This is a genomic window from Paracoccus sediminis, from assembly GCF_900188295.1.
In the GTDB taxonomy this organism is placed as follows: domain Bacteria; phylum Pseudomonadota; class Alphaproteobacteria; order Rhodobacterales; family Rhodobacteraceae; genus Paracoccus; species Paracoccus sediminis.
Genome location: NZ_FZNM01000001.1, coordinates 26,474 through 51,568, shown reverse-complemented (window position 1 = coordinate 51,568; position 25,095 = coordinate 26,474). Strand labels below are relative to the sequence as shown.

The window sequence follows — 25,095 nt, the reverse complement described above, 5'->3', positions numbered from 1 at the left end:
ATGGGCAGCATCACCGCAGCCGTCAAACGCCTGTCCGCCCCGAGTGTGGCCATCGAGATCACCCGCCCCCACGATCCGGCAAATCTCGCCTATGGGGGGCCGGAACCTATCATTCTCAAGGCGGTCCCGGCGAACTTTTCGCACACCAAGAAGCGCACCGGCATCACCTACGATCCCGCGTTTCGCGAGATGCATTGCGAATGGGACATGGGGATGCCGGGCGCGACCTTCGATGTGCCGGAACGCCTGCTGCCCGCGCATCGAGACGCCAATAGGGCGCGGGATCAGCACGTCTGCCGGATCTATGATCCCGGCACCCATACGGTCCTGGTGGCGGTCACGGATTACTGGGGGCGCACCGCCTATGCCTCGATCACCTTCACGGTCAATCCCTATCCCGCCGGGTATATTCCCCTGATCGTGAGCACGAGCGGCACCTGGACCGGGGCGCCTGCGCACAACGTGGACCATCGCTTCGCGTCCTTCGACGCGGCGATGAATTATGCGATGACCTCGGGCAGCAATCACCGGATCCTGTGCCGGGCGGGAGAGGCGTTCGAAAGCGAGGGCTTTCGCTTGCAAAGCGAGGCGGCCAACCAGAACGCCTGGAACATGGGGCGCTTCACGGTCGGCACCTATGGGGGATCCGCACGGGCGATCATCAATGTCGCCCCATCGGCGGTGGCGTTCATGCGGGTCGTCGGCGAGGCGGGAAAGGGTGTCGAATACACCTTCCTGGAAAACCTCGATGTGCGCAGCACCTGGGACAGCACGATCGAAAGCACCGCGGCGGGCAACGTCGCGTCCCTGCCGGCCGCGTTCTCGATCTGGGTGACGGGCTGGCTCGCGGTCAGGAACTGCCTGGCGGACGGCGTGGGGAACGGATACGACACCTACAGCGCGTCGGACTCGCGGCCGTCCTATCTCGTGGCCCAGAACTGTTCCGCCAGGAACTTCCAGAACTTCGGCTATTACGCCTCGGCGGGGAATCGGTCCCATTTCCTGATTATCGGGTGCGAGGGCATTCACAGCGCGGATGCGCTGATGAACGGCGTCGGAAAATCCCTGGGCGAACGCGGGATGCGCAACGATCACACGGCGCTGCGATCCCAACGAAACGCCCTGATGATCGTCGAATCCTTTTCCGGGCATGGCAAAGGGCAATGGTCGGGCAACGGGGCCGTCCTGCCGCCCAGCCCGCAGCCGGTGCTGCGCATTCACCAGAACGACACCATCAGCCGGATTCTGGTGTCCCGCAGCTATATCGAGGGCAGCGTCGCCTGGGGCAATGCCATCGGCGGGGCGCCCTCGACCCAGCGCGCCCTGAACGGGCGGATGTCGGAAAGCATCATCGTCCCCGCATCGCGGAAGGGAGGGGTGTTTGGAAATGACAGCAACGGGGGCGTGGCGCTCGAAAACTGCCTGGTCATCCGGCCGGATATCGCGTCCGATGCCCCCTGGCTGCCCGGATCGAGCATCGGCATGAAAGGGGTGCCCGATCTGGATCGGGATTCGCTCGAAAGCGCCGTGGCGATCCTGCATTGCACCGTGGTCAATCTGGTGTCCGACGCCCATTACAGCGGGGCCTATGTTCCGATCGGGGGCGCAGACGGCGGCGTGTATTTCAAACGGGCCACCTTCGCCAACAACGTGGTCCATACCCCAAACAGGGCGGATGGTTTGACCAGCGACGGGCCGTTCGACCTGGAGGCGCTTTGGGCGCCCGTCGACCGCGGCTACAAGATCGGCGTGGCGCGCGGGACATGGCCTGCCGGGCTGCCTGCGGCCGTCGCCCCTGGGGGAACGGTCACGATTCCCTATGCCGACCTCAATCAGCCTGCGGGATGGCAAGCGGCGTCCTATGCGCGGGCCATGTTCACCGCCGATCCGTCCCGCCACAGGGACCACTGGATCCGGTTCGGCGGCAGTGACGCGGCGAGCGAGGAGGCCGCGTCCACAGGGGCCATCTACACCGCGGTTTCAAGCCAGATCGCGGTGTCGTTCGGTGCAAGCGCCATCACGATCACCAACACCAGCGGCGCGACCTGGCCTGCGGGAACCAGCCTGGATTTCGGGTTCGACCATCGCACTGTCCCGATGACCAGCCTTCCGAAATACAACCCGGTCAACGGACTGCCGGGCGGCATGGTGCAGCTCTACCGCCCTGCGCCCGGAAGCGGGGCCTATCAGGATGCGGACCAATGGCCCAGGTTGCCCCGCGATCTGCTGGGCCGCCTGCGTGGCCCGAACCCCTCGCGGGGCTGCCTGGAGCCGCTTGCGGTCTAAGCCGAACGGCGGCGCCTTCGCACCAGCGCGAGGGCGCCCAGGCCCAGGGGCAGAAGGGCTGCGGAGGCGGGGAGGGGGATCGGGGACATGGTGACATTGTCCAGCTGCAGTTGAAACCGCTCGAATTACGGGACGTCGTCGTTCTCATAATAAAGAAACCCCGAACGATCGTTCCATTCGAGGAGATGCACTGCAAAGGGGTTGCGATCTATCCAGCTGCTATAGCGGTTTCCAATTCGCTCAACCTCGCCACTGAAAAGCTCGGAGCCGTTGAAGTTCAAAGTGACAACCCCGGCCCGGATACGCGCGGTCGCGACGCCCGTCTCTCCGAGAGCGTAATTGAATATCGGCATTTCGTCGGGCTGACATTCTTCGTCTGGGTCCGGAAACGCGCAGTAGAGGCCTGCATCGACAACTGTCCCGTCGAATGTCCACAGGATGGCCGCGTTTGAAGCCGATCCAAACCCGATTGACGCAACCGCTACAAGTGCTGCTGAAAAGCCTGTTTTAAGAACCATGAGAACCCCCGATTACTACGAATCGACAGCGCCTCGGCTGTCAGTCGGGATCATGGAATCGTCAGGACGCGGAAGTCTCGGACAAAATTCAGATGCTGCAAATATTCGTGTCACGCCCTGCAAAAATTCGTGTCACGCTACACCGGTTTTGTTGAGTTGGTGTTGAGTTAAAATCTGCACAGCAAAAAGCCGCCCGGAGGGGCGGCTTGTAAGTCACCGTTATCGCGTGGTAATTTTGGTTGCGGGGGCAGGATTTGAACCTGCGGCCTTCAGGTTATGAGCCGCAACCACGCCGATCCTGTAAAGTGAATCAAATCAATCACTTACACAGCATGCCTTTGAATTCGTTGAGGTACTGACCGACACTCGGCGGAAATCAACTCATTTCAACGGAAGCGAACGCGGTGAAACTGAATTCAAGGGTTGACCAGACGTTGACAAGCCAAGCAGATTACCTTCCGACGAGCGAAGGCCACAAACCTGGCACCGAACTCGATGCGAGGAGAGGTTAACGCCTTTTGCCACGTCTTACCTAAGAGTCAGCTAGGTGCAGGTAACCGCCGACGCAATCTTCGACCGGATGGCACTGACACAGTCGCGCTCAAAAAAACCTTAGCCCACGCCCGGATCAGAACGGTATGTCTTCATGCTCCATCGGCGCGGCCTCATCGGCGCTCTTTTTCGACGCTTCTTGGCTCGCCTCACTTATCCATTTGTCTCGCTTCTGCTTGAGCATGTTCATCTGGTCGGACGCTCGCTGCCCCACGTTAGACTTCGTTCCGACGATATGCCGGACGGTTCCGAGCTGGCTGAGGAGGCGTTGGGCGCATGAGGCCCGTTCCTCTGCCGTCATCGCATCATGCAGATCCTGCCAATACTGCTTAATGCGGAGGTTGAGCGAATTGGGCGCGAGAAGATCCCGGCCGACGACGCCGATCCCAGTTATCATGACTGGTCGGTTACCCGTGCGATATCGGATTTTGTGCGAGCGTAGACCGCGCTGTCGAATAACTTCCCGGATGCTCGTAACAACCTGTCCAGGCACAAATTTTCCAGAAATCGTCAAGTCGTCGACCCAAAGAGAATGGCGCAGTCCTCGATGGCCGCAGATATCGGAGATGCGGTCGAACAAAGGACGATGGACAAGGGTGCAGAGCACAGGTGTGAGCGGCGAGCCGAAGGATGCCTTGCCATCAATGGTACTCAGACGAGTGAGCAGACCGGCAACATCCTCGAACAGCCCGAGTTCGTCTACAAACCAGCGATACACCATTTCCTCCGTCGTTGACGGATAAAATTGCTTTACGTCCATCGTCAGGTACTGATCCTGGTCGAGATGCAGTGCCGCGTTGTCCCGCTGGCTCCGCTTCTTACGCGGGCTAAAGAGATAGCTGGGCTGTTGGACCTTGTTGAGATGGAACTTGAGGCGTTCATGCACGCCACGAAGCCGCGACACCGGATATGCGAGATCCCGATCCTTGCCGCCTATGTTTTCCCGGCGGCGCACGATGAACTGGTCTTTGTAATTGGCCAAGCGGATAAGGTCAGCTTTGGTTTCGCCCAGAAGATCGGCGACCTCCCGTTGGGTAGGGCGCTGGGCAAACGGAGACCTCTCGAGACCATAAATCTCGTACGGGTGCGGCTTCCTACTGTGCCGCACCAGCAGGCTCCCTAGGGGAAAAGGACTCTAGGAGCTTCAACACGCGGTTCGCGACGATCAGCTTACCGCGCTTCTGCACGGGCTCGCCTTCCAACTCCTCGGCAAAGAACATGAGCTGCGACATCCGCACCCCGAGCTTTTGGCTGTATCGCTCAAGAACCTCGATCGAGACTGGCTTGGCATTGCGCTCGATCTCCGAGATCATTGATTGCGACAGTCCAATCTCTTCGGCAAGTTCTGCTTGCGAAAACCCATGGTATAGGCGGATCAGGCGAAGGGCGTCGTTGATCATCGGTCGCTTCACATCAGACATCGTTCCCTCCAATCGGCTATTTTCGAGGTCGCCGCTCACTCTCGGTCCGAAAACCAGAACCAAAAACGAACAACGTAGTATGTTGCCTGGCCCAGCAGAACGACGACTCGCCAGAGCCACCCTTGGTTCCTGCCAGACCGGCGGCGCCGCCGCTGGTGACGATTTTTCCTGTCCATCCTGAAAGTCTCCTTCTTACCCACCGGCGAAAGTGCCGGTGCCCATCGGGAAGAAGGTCAGTTCAGCGACGTTTTACCTCGAACATGCCGCACCCGTGCCCAGCGGGTGCGGCGCTCGTCCGCGGTCCCTGCCAGCTACGGGATTGAGACGGAGACCATCGGCCTCCACAGGGCTCACGGCCCCAACTCAAGACGGGTTCTGCTCCTCGGATGAACAATCTTCACCACGCCATCATGAACGATTCGACGCATGCAGTCAAATAGATAATCACCAATGGTGATAATCCATTTATGCTAACGTGCGGCCAACCAAGCACCATGTCCGTCAGCGGCGCGAATAGCCAACCGTCCTTGAAGCCTGCCGCAACGAGTGACAAGTATCAGCCATTAGATCAGAAAGTATGTCGCAGAAACAATGCACCGCTCGCCCTATCAGCAGATCATCGAATGGAACGCCCGACGCGGGGAACATCGTCGCCTCGGACAGGAACTCGCTGCACAAATCGATGCGCTTAGAGCCGAGGTCAGTACCATTGCGGGATTGGCGCCTATGCACCTTCAGTTCGTGCCGATCCGATTGGTGACGATCCTTGAAGTCTTCCTCCGTGAGGTGATCGCCGAGCTGGTCGATGGCGACGAAGCCACCTTCCAACGCGCGGAAAAACTCGTCAAAGGCGCGAAGATCGATCTGACCTTCGCCGCACACGTGAATCGGCGCGAGCTGACGATCGGCGACTTCATCGCTCACTCCGTTTCCCTAAACGGGATTGATGGGATCTTGGCCATCTTGGACACCTTGATCCCCGGCTTCGCGCACAAACTCAAAGCGGCGCATCCGCGCTGGTCAGAGGAGTCGGACGATTGGCCACTTCCTCCCATCGTCACCAACTACAATGCGATGATGGTGGCTCTCTCACGCCTTTTCGAAGTTCGCCACGTCCTAACACATGAACTACCCGCTGATCCCGTATTCGACCTTTCAGACCTTACAGCCTTCATTGATGCCGCCCGAACGTTCGTCGACGGGGTGGATTGGGCCGTTGTCGAGGTTCTCCATGGCTCAGTACCTCGAACGCAGACTGCGATGAATGTCGCCGCTGGCGACAAACTGCGCGGCGAGGAGGAGGAACTGAACGCGCTATTGGAACGGGTTGCGGCTCTTCCTGGCATGGACGCCTCCATGCTTCGCGATGCTCACGCGGCTTGGTCCGACTTTGCCGACCAGCATGCCGCCCTGATCGCTTCGCAGGTTGAGGGTGGCTCTATGTATCCGCTCGTTTGGGCTGGAGAGAGATCCGCATTGGTGCAGGATCGCATCATTCAGCTGAAGGGCGTCATCGAGGGCTGGATGGACTGACGAGCATGCTTAGGTGACCCGGGGCGGCCTGACCAAAGCTCAGGAAACCCGCGCGACCGTAGCCCGCCTGCCGTCGACGCTCACGCGGAGAAGCACGCCGTCGACCTCCATCTCGAAGAGATGCACCACGTACCCAAGGTTCAGGGTAGGTGGACTGTCTTCAATTCCGTTGCCTAGGTTTGCATCAAGGAGCGACGTATCCTCAGCCAGATGCCCGGCCCGGTAGCGAACCAGTCGGATTGTTTTTGGGATACCATTCATCTCGGCAAGCGCCGCTTCGATGGCGAGGACCGCTGCGCCGTGCCGTGCCAAAATCACAGGGCGATCGAAGAAGCTTCGGACGGCGCGGGCCATCTCAATCCAAGCCTCGAAGCTATCCTTAATGGACTTGCCCGCGAAGAACACAACCAACGCGGCGCTCCAGAGTGGGACTCTGGCGTTGATCAGATCAGTGAGAAAGGCTGGGATGTCGGCGCCGGGCCCAACGTTCGCCTCTTGGAAAGTTGTTCCAAACGCCCGCTCCAAATCACGCCGATACCGTTCGCTCTCGAATTCCCAAGTGTCCTCGTCCCCTCCATATGTCTCGTCGATGACGATCACGAATAGCTGGCCGGGGGCCTCGGTCGGTTGAAGCATTTTGTATCCTACTCCGTCATTATGCGGTCCGCTGGCGGTATCACTTAATCGCTGGGCTCGAAGGCCGCGAGTTCGCCTACCCCATGCGCGGGGTTCGATCAAACGGTCGATGCAAATGCCAGTAAGATTCCCCATCTCAGGCCACCCGGCGCGCTGGGCTTGCACGGCCAACTCCCTGTTTTCATTGTCCGGAATTGGCCGCCAGCGTTCAATTCCACCTTCCGCCTGTATTCCGGTCCCGGCCCCGTGGTCCGACTTGATAGTGGCGCGGGTCTACGCCTGTGTCGTCGGGCAAGGAGGCGGGATGCATGGTCAAGAGACTGAAACTCAATGAAAAAACCCTGCGCGAGGCGGAACCCAAGCCCGGCGTCAGCTATCAGATCTTCGACACGGAAGTGATCGGCTTCGCCGCCCGGGTTCAGGCCTCGGGCGCGCGCACGTTCACCATCGACTACCGGCACGCAGGGCGGCAGCGGCGGATGACCATCGGGCGCTGGCCGGAATGGAGTGTCACGGCCGCGCGCGAACGCGCCAAGGAACTGCGCCGCGCCATCGACGAAGGGCAGGATCCTCTGGCGGCGCGCGACGAGTGGCGCGGGGCCCCGCGCATCACCGACATGATCGACCGTTACATCGCTGAACACCTGCCAAAACTGGCCAAGACCAATGCAGGCGACCAGCTCTCGATGCTGAAGAAGATGGTCGAACCGGCCTGGGGCAACCGGCTGGTGACGGAGATCACCAAGTCCGACGTCGCGAAGTTCCTCGATTTCGTGGCAGAGGGCCGCCCCCGCCCCTGCAAGGCAAAGCCCAACAACCGCGCCCGAAAGCTGCAGGGTCACAAGCCAACCCCAATCCGGGCCAACCGCATGGGCGAGGTGCTGCGCAAGATGTTCACGCTGGCGGTGGAATGGGAATGGCGGACGGACAACCCCGCGCAGGGGTTCCATCGGCGCATTGAACATGCCCGCGAACGGTTCCTGTCGCCCGAAGAACTGACCCGGCTGGCGGTCGTGCTGGATACAGCCGAGGATCAGCGCGCCGCGGCGATCATCCGCATGTGCATGTTGACCGGCGCGCGGGTGGGCGAGGTCAGGACCGCGCGGTTCGAACAGTTCAACCTCGACTATGCCATCTGGTCGAAACCCGCCTCGACCACCAAGCAGCGCAAGATCCACCGTGTGCCGATCTCGCAGGACGTCGCAGCCATCGTGCGCCTGCGCCTGCGGGCGGTGCCGAGCGGCAATCCGTGGCTCTTCCCCGGCGAGACGGTTGGCCAGCCGGTGCGTGAAATCCGCCGTTTCTGGGCCAAGGCACAGAAGGACGCCGGGCTGGCCGACGTCCGCATCCACGACCTGCGCCACACCTTCGCCTCCCTGCTTGTCAGCGGCGGCGCATCGCTGGAAATGATCGGCAAGCTCTTGGGCCACAGCCAGATGCAGACCACCCAGCGTTATGCGCACCTGATGGATTCCCCCTTGCGCGCAGGCGTCGATACGGTGGCCAGTCTCCTGCGCCCGCGGCCCCGCCTTGTGCATGACGCAGCGCAGGACGGAACCGACTTGCCGAAATCGGCCTGACCTTCACACCGTTTCCTCGCCACGCAGCTTGCGCCAGAGGGAGGTCAGCCGCTTGCGGATGGTGCTTTCATCCGGCACTTCCCCCGACTTCGAATTCTGGACGAACCAGTCCTGCACCAGCGCAACCAGCGCGGTCTGGGTGTCGGGCACCCCCTTTTCGAACAGGAAAACGGTCAGCCACGCGTACATGGAATCCCAATCGTACCGCGGACTGGCGCCGATGGTGGAGGCCGGGCGGCGCAATAGGTCGCGTTCTTCCTCGAATTGCAGCAACGACCCCGACGCCACCAGCAGGTCTGACGAGCGGATCGGCAGACCATCCGAAGGTTCGGTCACGTGCGCCCAGGTCGCGCTGCCGGGTTTGAGAACGCGCCTCAATCGGCCGATATCGTCGCTCGGCCCGAACCGCCTGAACATGCACATCAGTTCCGCGATGGGCACCTCGACCAAGCCCCCCACGACTTCATCCCCACATCTGACGGGCGGAATGCCTGCGACGACCTTCAGCTGGCCCTCTGCCGCCCAGCCCGCGACATCGGCCGGGGGACAGCCCCAGCGCACGGCAATTTCGTAGATGGAATAGAAGGCGACGGGCGGCAAAGGCATGAACGAACTCCTCTCAGACATACGGCATCCTTCGGCCAGGGCCGTCGGACTGCGGGTTACAAAAACCCGCCGTGCCAAGCACGCGGGTGGACTGGCTGCAGCCCACGTCGTCGAGGAAAACTGCCTGTAATTGGGCACCCCACCCCAAGAGGGGCGGCACCTGGCTTCGGTTGCCTTGTCGATTCTTATGTTCTGCTCAACCACGAATCTACGCATCCTGAAGGCGAACGATCAACCAGAATCCTGCACTGGCGCACCGGAACAAAGAAAGAACTTGTGGATATCATCCAGAACCGTCGGAACCCGACCGGAATGGTCCATTCCGGCAATTCCGGTCCCTGCGAAACCGGCGAAACCGCCTCAGCGCCGCCCAATCAGCCCCAAGCTGTCGGAGCGGTGTCGACGAAGCGCGGATCGTCGCCAGGAAGCGGCGCTTGGAATGCCCTGCGAAGGCTGCGGCAACGCCTGTCGCGTCGCGCGCTATCCGCTGAAAGTCCAATAAAACAAGGGGTGGAATTGGGAGATAGCGGCCAGTTCCACCTTCCGCCTGTCTTCCGGTCCTCACGCTCTGCTTCGCTGAAACCGCCCCCGGCAGAGGGGCGCGAGGCGAACGGAGCAGCCGATGAAGGACATGCAAAACGACCCAGTGGAGGAGGTCCCTGACCTTTTGGCCGACTGGATCAGCCGCGAGCAGCTTGCCCGCGCACTGGATTTGACCACAGACACTTTGTCGCGGTGGGAAGCCCGCCGTCAGGGTCCGCCCTGCACACGCATAGGTCGAAAGATCTTCTATCGCCGCGCCGCCATCCAGGAGTGGATCAGGGCGCAGGAACAGGCTCACCCGGTGCGCAAGACGCGGGGGCGGCCATGACGATCCACCCCCGCAGTTCCGCCTGGCCCGCCGACCGCGTGGCCGAGGCCCGCGCCGTCCTCGCCGATGTCGCACATCACAGCGATCTCCTGATCCGGCTCGCCTGCAACGTGCTGGTCCAACATGGCGAGACCCCGGACGAACGTGCTGATGCCCAGCGCCTTCTGGTGGTGGTTGATGCGCGGCGGCCGGTGCGGCGCGCCCAGCGCGAAGACCAGGGGAGGGCCGTGCGATGAAACGCCGCGGCACCCCCGAGGCCGACCTGCAGCGTGCCGTGGTGCAGACGCTGCGCATCGCCCTGCCCCGCAGCGCCATCATCCACCACTGCGCCAACGAGGTGACCGAGGCCGGGCCCCGCGGGGCGAAGCGCCAGGCGATCCTTGTCGGCATGGGCGTCCATGCCGGGTTCGCCGATCTGATGGTGCTCTGCGACGGCCGCGTCCTGTTCCTCGAACTGAAGGCTCCGAAGGGGCGATTGCGGCCGGAACAGGAGGCGTTCCGCGATGCGGTGCGGGCGCATGGGTTCGGCTGGGCGCTGGTGCGCAGTCTCGACGATGCGCTGGGCGCGCTGGCCGATCAAGGCTTCACCACGCGTATCGCTCCTGCCCCGCGGAGGCCCGCGCCATGAGTCACGAGGCCACCAACTGGGCCATCAAGCAGCGCGGATTGAAGCCGACGACCAAGATCGTGCTCTGGCACCTCTGCGACCGGTTCAACCCCGACTACGGCTGCTTCCCCTCACAGGACCGGCTGGCGCATGACTGCGAGATCAGCCGATCAACGCTGAACGATCACCTTGGCCAGCTGGAGGCCGTGGGTCTGCTGCGGCGGGTGCCGCGGCTGGACCCTGTGACCAAGCGCCAGCTGCCCACCCGCTACATCCTGGGGTTTGAGCCGGGCTTCGCACCTGTGGCTGTGGTGCCGTGTCCGGAAACCGGACACGGACAGGATCAGGGCGTAGAAAGCCGCGACAGTACCGATGTTTGTGACGATGACGCCATGGCCGATGCCTTGCCGTGTCCGGATTTCGGACACGGGGATGAGGCGAGTCCCGTGTCCGATTTTTCGGCCGAGCCGTGTCCGGAAAATGCCGAAAGCCGTGTCCGGATTTCGGACACTAACCCTGTAAGGGAACCTCTAAGTAAACCAGTAAAGGAGGAGGAGGGCGCGCAAGCGCGCGAGGCAATTTCCGATGAGGTTTTCGGGGACCTGCTCGCGGCACTCGGCCTCGACCCCGCCGCCCTGCCCGGCTGGTGGCAAGGCTGGCCGCCCCGGTTGCACGTGCAGCGCTGGCGCGATGAGCTGGGGCTGACCGAGGCGGAGATCATCGCCGCGGCCGAGGCCAGCCGCCAGGAACACCCCAAACCGCCCGATGGTCCGAAGGCGCTGGACCGGGCGATGCAGCGCGCCGCCCAGCGCAAGGCCGAGGATGCCGGGCGGAAGCGCCGAAAGCCGAAAGCGGCCCCCGCGTCGGCGGCAAAGCCGATCACCGACCTGCCCGCCTTCTACGCCGAACTCGTCAACTCCGACCGCTACCTGCCAGTCAGCGCGATCAGCAACACCATGCGCGATGCCATGCTGGCCCGGGGGCTGGTCACGGCCCAACGCCTGCGCGAGCGCGGGGTGCGGTGAATGGCATGGTGTCACGTCCCCGGCACGGACTCTCCCTCTGCGCAGGCGGCGGAGGCCTTGATCTGGGCCTCATGCTCGCCGAGCCCGGCTATCACACCCGCGCCTTCGTCGAATGGGAGGACTGGCCGCGCGCCGTCCTCATCGCGGCCCAGCACGCCGAATACTTCGCCCCGGCCCCGATCTGGACCGACCTGCGCAGCTTCGATGCCCGCCCCTTCCGCGGGGCCTTCGATGCCGTCCTCGCAGGCTATCCCTGCCAACCCTTCAGCGCGGCCGGGAAACGCGGCGGCGCCGACGATCCCCGCCACCTCTGGCCCGATGTCGCCCGCGTTATCGGCGAGTGCCGCCCCGAATGGGTCTTCCTCGAAAACGTCGCCGGGCACGTCACCCTCGGCCTCGAGACCGTCCTGCGAGAGCTTTGGGGATTGGGCTACATGCCTGCGGCGGGCCTGTTCTCGGCGGCAGAGGTCGGCGCGCCGCACGAGCGGCTGCGTATCTTCATCCTGGCCCACACCGATGAGCCTGCACCCCGGCACCGGCCGCTACAACCCGGCCGGGAACAGCGACTTTACCCGGAAGGCAGAAGCGCTGGCGCTGGGCATCGCGACGGCCCTACCGAACCACTGGCCGACACCGGCCGCCCAGAACTGGAAGGGGTCGAGCGAGGCCAGCATCACCCGCAGCGACGGCAAATCCCGGATGGACCTGCTGCACTACCGGGCGGAGCAGGGCTTCACCCGCCCGGCCCCGGCGATTTCGCCGGATGGGCCGCGGTCCTCGCCGCACGCCCCGATCTCGCGCCCGCTCTGGGCTTCGATGATTGCCTCGCATGGGCGCGTCGTCTCGCGGCGGATCCTGAAGGGCAGGTCGCGGCGGCGGCTGAACCCGCTCTTCGTCGGATGGCTGATGGGCTGGCCTATCGGGCACGCGCTCTGCGCCTGCTCGGAAATGGAGTTCACCCTCTGGCAGCGGCACATGCGTGGCGCTCTCTCGCAGCTGCCCATGGCCTCGGGCCCGTGGATCTGGCGGCCGACGGATGCGGCCCAGCGCCCGGCGCAGATGGATTTCCTTGAAGGATTGAAGCCATGAGCTTCCACGGCCGCGTCAGCGGCACCAGGATCAAACGCGCGCTGGGCGTGCAGGCCGCGCTGGAATGGGCGTTCCGGATCGAACAGGCGCAGCTGGAACTGCCCCTGCCCCCGGACGTCACCGAGGAAGGTTTCGGCTTCGGCCTGGAATACGTCCTCCTCCAGCGCGCCGTGCTGGGCTGCAAGATCGACGGCGGCCAGCACAAAATCGGCGGCTACACCCACGAGGACGCCGAGGTGATCGCCGCCACCGTCGCCGGGATCCCCGACAGCCTCGGCGGCAAGCGCATGGCGATCCGCGTCGCCGAACTGGCCCGCGCCGGGCTGACCCCGGACTGGATGCCCGGCGCTGTGCCGCGCTGCGTGCCGACCATCGTGAAACAGAACCAGCATGGCACACATGCGGGCGCCATCGTCGTAGGTACCGAACGCATCCGCGTGCGCGGCCCGGGCGCTCGCGCCACTTGGAAGACCATCGACATCCTAGCCTGCCCGGTCACCTTCTCCCCCCACCCGCACCAGATTGAGGCCGCCAGGCGGAGTTATGAGGACTGGTGGCACGCGCTGGGCTGGGTCCGCGAGGGGCTGATCGCGGGCGGGATGCTGCGGGAGGTCGAGGTGACGGTGGCGATGCCGAAGGCGCGGCCTTGGATTTCCTGTAAATGATTTGGCATCTCGTGCGGCGAAGTTTCAACCGATGGCAGATTTGCTTTCGCCCGAACACCGTAGGACGTTGCGGGGCCACCAGATGCGAACTAGGGTGCCACATAGCTATGCGCTGCAAGGGCTCGGTTTTCTGAAGATATTTCCGACACTGACCGTTCCGGCGCCAAAGTAAGGACAGCAGTGTAGAACCATGAACCAGGCCGCCCACAACAAGCTCATCTCTTTCATCTGGTCCATTGCTGACGATTGCCTGCGCGACGTCTATGTGCGCGGCAAGTACCGTGACGTTATCCTGCCGATGGTCGTATTACGGCGCCTCGACACGCTGCTGGAACCCACCAAGGCGGCCGTCCTGGAGGAAGTCCGCTTCCAGCGCGAAGAGATGAAGGCGACAGAGCTCGATGATGCCCCGCTGACCGCTGCTTCGGGATACGTGTTTTACAACACCAGCAAGTGGACGCTTAAACAGCTCTACGCCACGGCCACGAACAACCAGCAGATCCTGCTGGCCAACGTCGAGGAATATCTCGGCGGCTTCAGCGACAACGTCAAAGAGATCATCGCCCGCTTCAAGCTGCTCGAGCAGATGCGGCACATGGCGAACAAGCAGGTCCTGCTCGACGTCCTCGAAAAGTTCATTTCGCCTTACATCAACCTGACGCCCCACGACGCCGAAGACCCGGACGGCAACATGATGCCCGGTCTGTCAAACCTCGGCATGGGCTATGTCTTCGAAGAGCTGATCCGCAAGTTCAACGAGGAAAACAACGAAGAAGCCGGGGAGCATTTCACCCCGCGTGAGGTCATCCATCTGATGACCCACCTCATCTTCGACCCGATCAGCGGCCAGTTGCCGCCGGTGATGACAATCTACGACCCCGCCTGCGGCAGCGGCGGGATGCTGACCGAGGCCCAGAACTACATCAAGGAACCCGAAGGCCCCATCGCGGCCAAGGGCGACGTCTACCTTTATGGCAAGGAAATCAACGACGAGACCTATGCCATCTGCAAATCCGACATGATGATCAAGGGCAACAACCCCGAGAACATCAAGGTCGGCTCGACGCTGTCCACCGACGAATTTTCGGGCCATCGCTTCGACTTCATGCTGTCGAACCCGCCCTACGGCAAGAGCTGGAAGAGCGACCTGAAGCACATCAAGGATGGCAACGACGTCATCGACCCGCGCTTCCAGGTGGAACTGACCGATTATTGGGGCAAGACGGAAACCGTCGACGCAACACCGCGCTCCAGCGACGGCCAGCTTCTGTTCCTGATGGAGATGGTGGGCAAGATGAAGCCCATCGCCAACAGCCCCATCGGCTCGCGCATCGCCTCCGTCCACAACGGCTCCAGCCTGTTCACCGGTGACGCGGGCAGCGGCGAATCCAACATCCGCCGCTTCATCATCGAAAACGACATGCTGGACACCATCATCCAGCTGCCGAACAACCTGTTCTACAACACTGGCATCACCACCTACATCTGGCTTCTGACCAACGCCAAGCCCGAGGGGCGGCGCGGCCGGGTGCAGCTGATCGACGCCAACCTGATGTTCCGCAAGCTGCGCAAGAACCTTGGCGACAAGAACTGCGAATTCGCCCCGGAACATATCGACGACATCATCGCCGCCTACATGGCCTTCCAGCCGGTCGAACGGCAGCTTGACGCGAACGGCGATCCCACCGGCATTGCGGTGCAAATCTTCGACAACACCGATTTCGGCTATCACAAGGTCACCATCGAACGCCCCGACCGCCGCCGCGCGCGCATCACGCGCGAACGGCTGGAACCTCTGCGCTTCGACAAATCCCTTCGCGAACCGATGGAGCATCTGTGGGCCGAACATGGCGACAAGGTCTATGAACCCGGCTTCCTGAAGGCCCAGGCCAAGGCGATCCAGGCCTGGTGCGAGGAGCAGGAGATCGCGCTGAACGCCAAGCAGCGTGGCAAACTGGTCGACACCTCGCTCTGGCTGCGCCAGCGCGATCTGATCGGGGTCGGCCATCAGCTGATGGAGGCCGTAGGCACCGAAGAGACGGCGGATTTCAACGCCTTCCGCGATCACGTCGGCAAGGTGCTGAAGGCCCGCAAGATCAAGCTGACCGCCACCGAGAAGAACGCGATCCTGAACGCCGTCAGCTGGTATGCCGATGACGCGGAAAAGGTGATCGACAGCATCCAGCGCTATTCCAAGGCAGAGCTGGAGGCGGTGGCAGAGCGGCTTGGCTGTGGCATCGACGAGTTGGGCGACTTCGGCCTTTATGCCCAGCCGGATGGCAGTTACCTGACCTACGCCCCCAGCACCGACCTGCGCGACAGCGAGGCGGTGGCCCTGAAAGACAGCATCCACCGCTATTTCAAGGCCGAGGTAAAGCCGCATGTGCCCGAGGCCTGGATCAACCTCGACACGGTCAAGATCGGCTACGAGATCAGCTTCAACAAGTATTTCTACCGCCACAAGCCGCTGCGCAGCCTGGATGACGTGACGCGGGACATTCTGGCGCTGGAGCAAAAGGCCGATGGCCTGATCGCCGATATTCTGGGTGTGAAGCCCGCCGATCTGTCGGAGGCGGTGTGATGACGCTCGCCGCCTGGCCGACCTATGACAACTACAAGGAGAGCGGTGTCGAGTGGATCGGCGAAGTGCCCGCAGACTGGCGCGTCGAACCGGGCCGCCAGTGTCTGTATGAAAACAAGGACAAGAACACCGGCATGAAGGAAAGCACCGTGCTTTCCCTGAGCTATGGCCGGGTGATCGTGAAAGACGAGGACAAGCTGACCGGACTGGTGCCGGAAAGCTTCGAGACCTACCAGATCGTCCAGCCCGGCGACATAATCATTCGCGGCACCGATCTGCAAAACGATATGACAAGCCTGCGCACGGGGTTGGCGCGTGATACTGGCATCATCACGTCGGCCTACATCAACCTTCGACCTAAGGCCGAGATTGACCCGGCGTTCCTGCATTACCTGCTGCATTCCTACGACGTGAAGAAGGTTTTCTACGCTCTGGGCTCAGGGCTGCGGCAGAACTTGTCCTATGACGACTTCAAATACCTGCGCCTGCCCATCCCCTCACCCGAGGAACAACGCGCCATCGCGGCGTTTCTGGATGAGAAATGCGCCAAGGTGGACGAGGCGGTGCGGATCAAGGAAGAGCAGATCGCGCTGTTGCGCGAGCGGCGGCAGATCCTGATCCAACAGGCCGTGACCCGCGGCCTGAACCCCTCCGCCCCCATGAAGGACAGCCGTATAGACTGGATCGGCCAAATCCCCGCGCATTGGGAAGTGAAGCGGCTCAAGCATCTTGGAAATGCTGTGATTGGCCTGACTTATGATCCCAAAGACCTCTGTGACGAGGATGAGGGCACTCTCGTTTTGCGGTCATCGAACCTGAAGAGCGGCAAGTTTGTCTACGGGGACGGACTCAACGCCTATGTCCGAATGCGCATTCCCGAAAAACTCAGAATACGCGCGAATGACATCCTAATTTGCTCTCGGAACGGAAGTCGTGACCTCATCGGGAAATGTGCGTTAGCGACACACGATGACACCGGTGCGAGCTTTGGTGCGTTCACCACTGTGTTTCGATCTGAAATGAACCGATACATCTTTCAGATCCTCAATAGCGAGATTTTCCGGATGCTCGCTGGATCGTTTCTGACCGCGACAATCAACCAGCTTACAACCTCAAATCTCAATTCGATATCTGTTCCGATTCCGCCACCGGAAGAGCGACAAGCCCTGACAGAGCATCTCGAAGGGCTTAATGGCGAATATGATCGGGCCATATCATTTAAAGAAGACCAGATCGCCGCACTCAAAGAATACAAGACCAGCCTGATCAACGCGGCGGTCACGGGCAAGATCAAGGTGGCGTAAGGGGGGATCATGGTCAGCAACACCAAGGAAGTGGCACTGGAACAGGCGATCCAGCGGCACCTGACGGGCCTGACAACCGAGGAACTGGCCGGCCACCCCGCCCCCGAAGGCCACGGCCCATTCCGCCTTGGCCTGCCCGCCGATTTCGACGCCGAATACGCACTCGACACCCGGCTGTTCTGGGAGTTTCTGGAAACCACCCAAGGCAAGGAGCTGGCCAAGCTGAAGGACCGCAATCCTGCCGACTGGCAGCGCAAGATCCTTGAACGCTTCGACCGGCTGATCAAGAAGAACGGCGTGCTGCATCTGCTGAAGAAGGGCCTTGCCGTCGATGACGCCTTCTTTGCGCTGATGTATCCCGCGCCGCTGGCCAGCTCGGCCACCAAGGTGCAAGAAAACTTCGCCGCCAATATCTTCAGCGTGACCCGGCAGGTCCGCTATTCGCAGACCAACCCGGGCGAAGAGATCGACATGGTCCTCTTCCTCAACGGGCTGCCGCTGATCACCATCGAGTTGAAGAACGCCTGGACAGGCCAGACCGCCCGCTATCACGGGCAAAAGCAGTATCGCGACGGCCGCGACGCCACCCAGCCCCTGCTGCAGTTCGGTCGCGCGCTGGTGCATATGGCGGTGGACACCGACGAGGTGTTCATGACCACGAAACTGGCCGGGCCCGCGACATTCTTCCTGCCCTTCAACAAGGGCCATGAACAGGGCGAAGGCAACCCGCCCAACCCCAATGGTCACAAGACCGCCTATCTGTGGGAAGAGGTTTTCACCAAGGAAAGCCTTGCGGGGATCATCCAGCATTTCGTGCTGCTGGAGGGCAAGGCGACTGACCCGCTGGCCAAGAAGTCGATGATCTTCCCGCGCTATCACCAGCTGGAGGTGGTGCGCCGATTGCTGGCCCATGCGGCCACGACTGGCGTGGGGCACAGCTATCTGATCCAGCACTCGGCGGGTTCGGGCAAGTCGAACTCGATCACCTGGACGGCCTATCAGCTGATCGAGACCTATCCGGCCAAGTTGGGCATTCCGGGCGCCAAGGGGCTGGACCAGCCGCTGTTCGACAGCGTGATCGTGGTGACCGACCGGCGGCTTCTGGACAAGCAGCTGCGGGAGAACATCAAGGACTTCTCCGAGGTCAAGAACATCGTCGCCCCGGCGCTGCGGTCGGCCGATCTGAAATCGGCGCTGGAGAACGGCAAGAAGATCATCATCACCACGATCCAGAAGTTCCCCTTCATCATCGAGGGGATCGCCGACCTGAGTGACAAGCGGTTCGCGGTGATCATCGACGAGGCCCACAGCGGCCAGAGCGGCAGCGCGCATGACAACATGAACCGCGCGATGGGTGCGGGCGATCAGGACCCGGACGAGGATGACCCGCAGGACCGCATCCTCGCGGCGATGCAGTCGCGCAAGATGCGGGGCAACGCCTCGTATTTCGCCTTCACCGCGACGCCCAAGAACACGACGCTGGAAAAGTTCGGCGAGCGCCAGGCGGATGGCAGCTTCAAGCCCTTCCATCTCTACAGCATGAAGCAGGCGATCGAGGAAGGCTTCATCCTCAACGTTTTGGCGAACTACACGACCTATAAGAGCTATTACGAGATCCAGAAGTCGATTGCCGACAACCCCCTGTTCGACACGAAGAAGGCGCAGAAGAAGCTGCGCGCCTATGTCGAGCGCAGCCAGCAGACGATCAACACCAAGGCCGAGATCATGCTCGACCATTTCATCGAACATGTGGTGACGCCGAAGAAGCTGCGCGGCAAGGCCAAGGGGATGATCGTCACCCAAAACATCGAGGCGGCCATCCGCTATTACAAGGCCGTGACCAAGTTGCTGGCGGAGCGGGGCAACCCATTCAAGGCGCTGATCGCATTCTCGGGCGAGAAGGTCGTGGACGGGGTGACCTACACCGAGGCCGAGATGAACGGCTTTCCCGAAGCCGACACGCGGGACAGGTTCGACGAGGATGACTACCGGCTGTTGGTGGTGGCCAACAAGTATCTGACCGGTTTCGACCAGCCGAAACTGACCACGATGTATGTGGACAAAAAGCTGCAGTACGTCCTCGCCGTGCAGGCGCTGTCACGGCTGAACCGTTCGGCACCGAAACTCGGCAAACGGACCGAGGACCTGTTCATCCTGGACTTTTTCAACGACGTGACCGACATCAAGGCGGCCTTCGACCCCTTCTACACTGTCACCACCCTTTCATCCGCAACGGATGTGAATGTCCTTCACGAGCTGAAGGGACCGCTTGACCAGGTCGGCGTATACGAATGGCAGGAGGTCGAAGAGTTCGTCACGCGCTACTTCGCGGGTGAGGATGCTCAGACGCTCAGCCCGTTGATCGACGTGGCGGCCGATCGGTTCAACCAGCAACTGGAACTAGCCGAGAAGGACAAGATCGACGTCAAGATCAAGGCGCGGCAGTTCGTCAAGATCTATGGCCAGATGGCGTCGATCATGCCGTTCGAGGTTCTGGAATGGGAGAAGCTCTTCTGGTTCCTGAAGTTCCTGGTGCCAAAGCTGAAGATCAAGGATCCGGACCAGGACATGTTGGACGAGTTGCTGGAGGCCGTCGACCTATCCTCTTATGGCCTGGAGCGGACCAAACTGAACCACACGATCGGTCTCGACGCATCCCCAACCGAACTCGAACCCCAGAACCCCAATCCGCGGGGCTATCGGGATGGTGAACCCGAGAAAGACCCCCTCGACGAGATCATTCGGTCCTTCAACGAACGATGGTTTCAGGGATGGAGCGCCACACCGGAGGAACAACGGGTCAAGTTTATCAACGTCGTGAACAGTATACGGTCGCACCCCGACTACACTGAAAAGTACGAAGCGAATAGTGACCCATATAACCGCGGCCTGGCCCTTGAAAAAATGCTGCAGGAAGTAATGCTGAAGCGTAGAAAGGAAGAACTGGAGCTTTACAGGCTCTTCGCCTCAGATCCTGCGTTCAAGACCGCGTGGAGTCAGAGTATCGCAAAGGTACTGATGACCAATTCGGTGTAGGGCGGAGAAATCATGCCCACACAAGGATACACTGATACTCGCCCAAAAACGAAAAGCGCCGCGCTCATCATCAGCCACCACGGGCCTGCCGATCTTGGGCGAGGATGGCATAACCAGAAACAAAACCAAAGTGATCCCCATTTGTAATGCCAAGAAAGTCAGATCTACGGCGAGGCTATTCGAAGATCTCCATTCAAACGGCTACAAGCCCAAAAAAAATTTCTGGATGGCCAGTCTCACTCGAAGACGACAAGCCAATCAAAAATCTCAATGGACGTCCGTCCCGAGCTATCCAGCCCGAGTTTACTTCCGCCTTTTTCAAAGACATTCAAGGATACTGGCGTCGAACAGATACGAGTGTCGACGTTGATTTCGATGAGCTCTGCGTTGCAACGCATGGGCACATACGACGATCAATTGTATCTGATGTCGAGTTCATGATCTACCATGATCGGATCCCCGACTGGGTTCATATGGCTGGTATTGAACCAGAAAGCCGCGTCACGAAGCAGAGATTCGAACAGCTTCTGGCCAGATCCCAACCAGATGCCGTGCTTCACAAGTTCCTGTACTTGCAAGATGTACAGGGCCTGCTCACTAATCTGCAAAGAACAAGCGCGCAAATAAGTCAGGTGGTTGGAGAATTTTATGGAATTCTCAATGACAGTGTTTTCTATATCTATTCTCCGAATGAGAGAGTTGGATTTCGCTCTTCAGTTTCTGCAGCCACTGCCCTCTTGCATGCACATCTTGAAACGACCTTTGTTCGCCTTAGAAGCATGCTCGATTATGCCGTAAAACTAGCACTAGAAGCTGAATGCACCGGTGCGGATTTTTCAAAGATTGTAAAATTGCGCGGCGCATCAAAGCAATACATCGACAAGAAGGAACTTCGGATTAACGGAAAAGAAGGCACCTTATTTGTGAAGGATGAACTGATTTGGATGATATCCTCAATCAGAGATCGAATTGTTCATGACGGCCACTTGGACATTAGCGCCCGCGTTTACGAAAACTTCAAAAGAGCGCGATTGGTTGAAAGGTTTGTTCTGATTCCAGACATGACTGATGGTCGATTTGACACGTTCAAGAATCGTACAAATTTCTATGGCCGAGATCTCAAGATAAATTATGACTTGCCAAAAATCCTTGATGAATTCTATCGCCGCTTACTTAGAACAATCGGCTTCATACATGACGCCTACGCTGCCAAACGCCTGTCGTAGACCATAGGGTGCCATCCTGCATGGCACGCCCGCAACGTATTCCTCTTGCCCCCTCCCTCTGGTTCCTCCCCGGCCCCGAATGTATGCGGGGGGGCGCAGCGCGGCGGTTCGCTAGCGTGAGGCAGTTTCACCGGGGAAGCCAGGCGGAAGCCACCTTGCGACCTGATGCCGGAATTCGTGAGTCAGATCAGCGGCTTGCGGAGTCGGGAGCTGGCCGGGGTGGATTCCCGGCGGGAAGCCAGGGAAGCCACCTCCGGGGAAGCCAGGTGGGCGGAAGCCACCCCGGGAAGCCAATTCATTAGAAGCCGTTGAATCGGCTTCACTTTTCGGGTTGACAGACCTGCCCCCATTGACCTACCCCTTGATCATCGAAGAATTGCGCCCGGAGGAACCCCCTCGCGGGCGCTTTTCATTTCCCATCCCCCACATCCTGAGCCCCATCCCATGGACCTCGTCTTCGCGCCGAGCCAGGTAGAGTCCTGGCCGATTGCCCGGCTGCGCCCCTATGCCCGCAATGCCAAGATGCACGGCGACGACCAGGTGGCGAAGATCGCGGCCAGCATGGCCAAGTTCGGCTGGACCGTCCCCTGCATGGTGGCCGACGATGGCGAACTGATCGCGGGCCATGGCCGGGTGCTGGCCGCGACCATGCTCGGGCTGACCGAGGTGCCGGTGATCCGGCTCAGCCATCTCGACGAGGCCGAGCGCCGGGCCTACCGGATCGCCGACAACAAGCTGACGGAGCTCGGCGAATGGGACGAAGCCCTGCTGCGCGACGAGATCGCGAGGCTGCTGGCCGAGGATTTCGACCTGACGCTGCTTGGCATCAGCGACGATGAGCTTGACGCGCTGCTGCGGGATCCCGACGCGCTGGGCGACGATGGTCCGGTCGAGGGCGAGGACGATGTGCCCGAACTTCCGGTCACGCCAGTGTCGGTGCCGGGTGACCTGTGGCATCTGGGTGCGCACCGGCTGATCTGCGGTGACTGCACATCTGCCGATGTGGTCGTGCGGCTGCTGGGTGCCGTGCGCCCCCTGCTGATGGTCACCGATCCGCCCTATGGCGTGGAGTATGATCCCTCGTGGCGCAACCAGGCGGGCGCTGCCAAGACCAAACGCACCGGCAAGGTGCTGAATGACGACCGGGCCGACTGGCGCGAAGCTTGGGCGCTGTTCCCCGGCGACGTAGCCTATGTCTGGCATGGGGCGCTGCATGCCGCGACCGTGGCGGACAGCCTGACAGCCACGGGCTTCGCCGTTCGGTCGCAGATCATATGGGCGAAGGACCGGCTGGTCCTCAGCCGGGGCGATTACCACTGGCAGCACGAACCTTGCTGGTATGCGGTGCGGGCCAAGGGCAAGGGTCACTGGGCGGGGGACCGCAAGCAGACGACGCTGTGGCAGATCGCCAACCGGGATCAGGATGCCGACACGGTGCACGGCACGCAGAAGCCGGTGGAGTGCATGCGGCGGCCGATCCTGAACAACTCCAGCCCCGGCCAGGCGGTCTACGAGCCCTTCATGGGTTCCGGTACGACGCTGATCGCAGCAGAAACCACAGGGCGTGTATGCCTCGGCGTCGAACTGAACCCGGTCTATGTCGATGTCGCCATCGAGCGCTGGCAGTCCTTCACCGGCCAAGAGGCGGTGCTGGCGGAAACCGGCGAGACCTTCGCCGCCCTCAAGGCAAAGAGGCTCGCGGCATGAACGCGCCCCTCCTGCCCGGCCGGATCGAGCATTGGCCCCTCGCCCGTCTCCGGCCCTACGCCCGGAATGCCAAGACCCATGACGCCGACCAGGTCACGAAGATCGCCGCCAGCATGGCCGAGTTCGGCTGGACGGTCCCCTGCCTCGTCGCCGCGGATGGCGAGTTGATAGCTGGCCATGGCCGCGTCCTGGCCGCAACCCAGCTCGGACTGGCAGAGGCGCCGGTGATCGTGCTGGGCCATCTGACCGAGGCGCAGCGCCGCGCGTATCGGATCGCCGACAACAAGCTGACCGAACTGGGCGGGTGGGACGAGGCGCTGCTGCTTGAAGAACTGCGCGGGCTGCTGGCCGAGGATTTCGACCTCGGGCTGATCGGCATCCCCGAGGACGAACTGGACGCGCTGCTGCACGATGCCGACGACCGCGCGCCCATCGACGACGACACCGCCGACAATATCCCCGAGGCCCCGCCCGATCCGATCACCCGACCCGGTGACATCTGGGCGCTGGGCAATCACCGGCTGATTTGCGGCGATGCCACCGACCCGGCCGTGGTCGCGCGGCTGATGGACGGGAGGCAGGCGTTGCTGATGTTCACGTCCCCGCCCTACGCCCAGCAGCGCGACTATGGCGCGGCGAAGGAGAAGGTCGGCGATTGGGATGCGCTGATGCAGGGCGTCTTCGCCGCAGCACCGGTCACCGCCGATGCCCAGTTGCTGGTCAACCTCGGCCTCGTCCATCGCGACAGCGAATGGCTCCCCTATTGGGAGGGCTGGGTTGACTGGATGCGCGCGCAGGGCTGGCGGCGCTTCGGCTGGTATGTCTGGGACCAGGGGCCCGGCCTGCCCGGTGACTGGAACGGCCGCCTCTCTCCCTCGCACGAGTTCATCTTCCACTTCAACCGCCAGCCCCGGAAGCCGAACAAGACGGTCGAGAGCAAGCACGCAGGGGAAACCCTCGGCGGCGGCGGCCTGCGCGGGGCGGACGGCACGGTCCATCGCAAGACGGGCTACGGCAACGAGATCCAGAGCCACCGCATTCCGGACAGCGTCTTTCGGATCATGCGCCACAAGGGCGGGCTGGGCGCCGCCGGATCGCACCCGGCCGTGTTTCCCATCGCGCTGGTTGAGGCTGTGCTGGAGGCCTTCACGGATCCTGGCGATCTGGTTTTCGAACCCTTCTGCGGCTCCGGCACCCAACTGATCGCGGCTGAACGCACCGGGCGGCGCTGCATCGCGGTGGAACTGGACCCGGTCTATTGTGACGTCGCGGTGCGGCGATGGGAACTTGCGACAGGGCGGACAGCCAGCCGGGTCAAGGAAGCGGAGGCGGCGACTAAGCCTGCGCTCCGTGCGAGAAAGGGCGCATGACCCAATCCCGCCGCATGTCTCTGGCCGAGGCCGCAACCAACGTGATCGTCGGCTATGCCCTCGCCGTCGGAATGCAGATCATGGTGTTTCCGGTCTTCGGCATCCACATCGCGCTGGGCGATCAGCTGGCCATCGGCCTCGCGTTCACCGGCGTATCGCTGTTGCGCGGCTATTTCTTGCGCAGGCTGTTCGAACGCTGGCGGCGGGACTGACCGGATCGCTGGCGCGTCGGGCCCGCGACTGGTAGCCTTGTCCCATGTCCGAAGGCTGGCAGCACATCGAAATCAACGATCACGGGACCATCGTCGTCCTGCGTCCGATCTCGGACGAGGGGCGGGCGTGGTTCGAGGACAATGTGGGCGAACCGGAACCGGGCGGGATCTACACTTGCGAGCCACGGATGGCGCAGGACATCCTGCAGGCGGCGGCCCGCGATCTTCTGTCGTGGCAATGAAGAACCGCCGCCCGGGCGGGGCGGCGGC

General features: G+C 61.8%; 23 protein-coding genes and 1 pseudogene. 18 read left to right on the top strand and 6 right to left on the bottom strand.

Annotation, left to right across the window (positions count from 1 at the left end; translation table 11 throughout):
- A complete protein-coding gene (locus CHB77_RS00255; protein ID WP_089386180.1) occupies nt 1-2,286 on the top strand; it encodes a hypothetical protein in 2,286 nt (761 codons plus the stop codon).
- Here the strand turns inward: CHB77_RS00255 and CHB77_RS18850 are convergent.
- From CHB77_RS18850 to CHB77_RS00235, 4 genes are all read right to left on the bottom strand, one after another.
- Complete coding sequence (locus CHB77_RS18850) at nt 2,283-2,375, bottom strand: VPLPA-CTERM sorting domain-containing protein (protein ID WP_089386179.1); 93 nt, start codon at nt 2,373-2,375, stop codon at nt 2,283-2,285. The genes CHB77_RS00255 and CHB77_RS18850 overlap by 4 nt on opposite strands.
- Before the next feature lie 36 nt (nt 2,376-2,411).
- On the bottom strand, nt 2,412-2,804 hold the full coding sequence (locus tag CHB77_RS17915) for a hypothetical protein (protein WP_131023297.1): 393 nt from the start codon (nt 2,802-2,804) through the stop codon (nt 2,412-2,414).
- A 628-nt stretch (nt 2,805-3,432) separates the two neighbouring features.
- On the bottom strand, nt 3,433-4,338 hold the full coding sequence (locus CHB77_RS00240) for a reverse transcriptase family protein (protein ID WP_131023298.1): 906 nt from the start codon (nt 4,336-4,338) through the stop codon (nt 3,433-3,435).
- A gap of 112 nt (nt 4,339-4,450) precedes the next feature.
- Entirely contained in the window at nt 4,451-4,777 is a 327-nt protein-coding gene (locus CHB77_RS00235) for a helix-turn-helix domain-containing protein (protein ID WP_089386176.1), read from the bottom strand.
- Between the two features lie 591 nt (nt 4,778-5,368).
- Between CHB77_RS00235 and CHB77_RS00230 the strand changes: the two genes are divergently transcribed.
- A complete protein-coding gene (locus CHB77_RS00230; protein WP_089386175.1) occupies nt 5,369-6,310 on the top strand; it encodes a lysozyme inhibitor LprI family protein in 942 nt (313 codons plus the stop codon).
- A gap of 39 nt (nt 6,311-6,349) precedes the next feature.
- Here CHB77_RS00230 and CHB77_RS00225 read toward each other — a convergent pair whose 3' ends face one another.
- Nucleotides 6,350-6,946 carry a hypothetical protein gene (locus tag CHB77_RS00225; protein WP_089386174.1) on the bottom strand — a complete coding sequence of 199 codons (597 nt, stop codon included), beginning with the start codon at nt 6,944-6,946 and terminating at the stop codon, nt 6,350-6,352.
- A 308-nt stretch (nt 6,947-7,254) separates the two neighbouring features.
- Here CHB77_RS00225 and CHB77_RS00220 point away from each other — a divergent pair, with 308 nt between their 5' ends.
- The gene (locus CHB77_RS00220) at nt 7,255-8,526 is read left to right on the top strand and encodes a tyrosine-type recombinase/integrase (protein WP_089386173.1); all 1,272 of its coding nucleotides are present in this window, start codon (nt 7,255-7,257) and stop codon (nt 8,524-8,526) included.
- A gap of 3 nt (nt 8,527-8,529) precedes the next feature.
- On the opposite strand, the gene CHB77_RS00215 is transcribed toward CHB77_RS00220, so the two are convergent.
- Complete coding sequence (locus tag CHB77_RS00215) at nt 8,530-9,132, bottom strand: hypothetical protein (RefSeq protein WP_089386172.1); 603 nt, start codon at nt 9,130-9,132, stop codon at nt 8,530-8,532.
- Nucleotides 9,133-9,754: 622 nt separating this feature from the next.
- Here CHB77_RS00215 and CHB77_RS00210 point away from each other — a divergent pair.
- The 15 genes and pseudogenes from CHB77_RS00210 (at nt 9,755) to CHB77_RS00145 (ending at nt 25,067) form a co-directional block, all read left to right on the top strand.
- Nucleotides 9,755-10,003 carry a helix-turn-helix transcriptional regulator gene (locus tag CHB77_RS00210; protein ID WP_089386171.1) on the top strand — a complete coding sequence of 83 codons (249 nt, stop codon included), beginning with the start codon at nt 9,755-9,757 and terminating at the stop codon, nt 10,001-10,003.
- Nucleotides 10,000-10,239: a hypothetical protein gene (locus tag CHB77_RS00205; RefSeq protein ID WP_089386170.1), complete on the top strand. Its 240-nt coding sequence runs from the start codon at nt 10,000-10,002 to the stop codon at nt 10,237-10,239. The genes CHB77_RS00210 and CHB77_RS00205 overlap by 4 nt, the downstream gene beginning before the upstream one ends.
- Nucleotides 10,236-10,631: a VRR-NUC domain-containing protein gene (locus tag CHB77_RS00200; RefSeq protein ID WP_089386169.1), complete on the top strand. Its 396-nt coding sequence runs from the start codon at nt 10,236-10,238 to the stop codon at nt 10,629-10,631. Before CHB77_RS00205 ends, CHB77_RS00200 begins: the two co-directional genes overlap by 4 nt.
- Nucleotides 10,628-11,635: a helix-turn-helix domain-containing protein gene (locus tag CHB77_RS00195; RefSeq protein ID WP_089386168.1), complete on the top strand. Its 1,008-nt coding sequence runs from the start codon at nt 10,628-10,630 to the stop codon at nt 11,633-11,635. Before CHB77_RS00200 ends, CHB77_RS00195 begins: the two co-directional genes overlap by 4 nt.
- A gap of 5 nt (nt 11,636-11,640) precedes the next feature.
- Nucleotides 11,641-12,108: pseudogene (locus CHB77_RS18570) on the top strand (DNA cytosine methyltransferase); the annotation flags it as partial.
- Nucleotides 12,109-12,151: 43 nt separating this feature from the next.
- Nucleotides 12,152-12,724: a DNA methyltransferase gene (locus CHB77_RS18565; RefSeq protein WP_242626504.1), complete on the top strand. Its 573-nt coding sequence runs from the start codon at nt 12,152-12,154 to the stop codon at nt 12,722-12,724.
- Nucleotides 12,721-13,389 carry a hypothetical protein gene (locus tag CHB77_RS00185; protein ID WP_089386166.1) on the top strand — a complete coding sequence of 223 codons (669 nt, stop codon included), beginning with the start codon at nt 12,721-12,723 and terminating at the stop codon, nt 13,387-13,389. The genes CHB77_RS18565 and CHB77_RS00185 overlap by 4 nt, the downstream gene beginning before the upstream one ends.
- A 190-nt stretch (nt 13,390-13,579) precedes the next feature.
- Nucleotides 13,580-15,970, top strand: a complete 2,391-nt coding sequence (locus CHB77_RS00180; RefSeq protein ID WP_089386165.1) for a type I restriction-modification system subunit M — start codon at nt 13,580-13,582, stop codon at nt 15,968-15,970.
- Nucleotides 15,970-17,274, top strand: a complete 1,305-nt coding sequence (locus tag CHB77_RS00175; protein WP_089386164.1) for a restriction endonuclease subunit S — start codon at nt 15,970-15,972, stop codon at nt 17,272-17,274. The genes CHB77_RS00180 and CHB77_RS00175 overlap by 1 nt, the downstream gene beginning before the upstream one ends.
- 9 nt (nt 17,275-17,283) lie before the next feature.
- Nucleotides 17,284-20,310 (top strand): type I restriction endonuclease subunit R, encoded by a 3,027-nt coding sequence (locus CHB77_RS00170; protein WP_089386163.1) that lies wholly within the window; start codon nt 17,284-17,286, stop codon nt 20,308-20,310.
- Nucleotides 20,311-20,747: 437 nt separating this feature from the next.
- On the top strand, nt 20,748-21,536 hold the full coding sequence (locus tag CHB77_RS17910) for a hypothetical protein (protein WP_131023299.1): 789 nt from the start codon (nt 20,748-20,750) through the stop codon (nt 21,534-21,536).
- Between the two features lie 444 nt (nt 21,537-21,980).
- A complete protein-coding gene (locus tag CHB77_RS00160) occupies nt 21,981-23,243 on the top strand; it encodes a DNA methyltransferase (RefSeq protein ID WP_089386161.1) in 1,263 nt (420 codons plus the stop codon).
- Nucleotides 23,240-24,613, top strand: coding sequence for a site-specific DNA-methyltransferase (locus tag CHB77_RS00155; protein ID WP_089386160.1), 1,374 nt, complete (start codon nt 23,240-23,242; stop codon nt 24,611-24,613). Before CHB77_RS00160 ends, CHB77_RS00155 begins: the two co-directional genes overlap by 4 nt.
- Nucleotides 24,610-24,825 carry a DUF7220 family protein gene (locus CHB77_RS00150; RefSeq protein WP_089386159.1) on the top strand — a complete coding sequence of 72 codons (216 nt, stop codon included), beginning with the start codon at nt 24,610-24,612 and terminating at the stop codon, nt 24,823-24,825. The genes CHB77_RS00155 and CHB77_RS00150 overlap by 4 nt, the downstream gene beginning before the upstream one ends.
- A 44-nt stretch (nt 24,826-24,869) precedes the next feature.
- Entirely contained in the window at nt 24,870-25,067 is a 198-nt protein-coding gene (locus CHB77_RS00145) for a hypothetical protein (RefSeq protein WP_074556146.1), read from the top strand.
- The last annotated feature ends 28 nt before the right edge of the window (nt 25,068-25,095 follow it).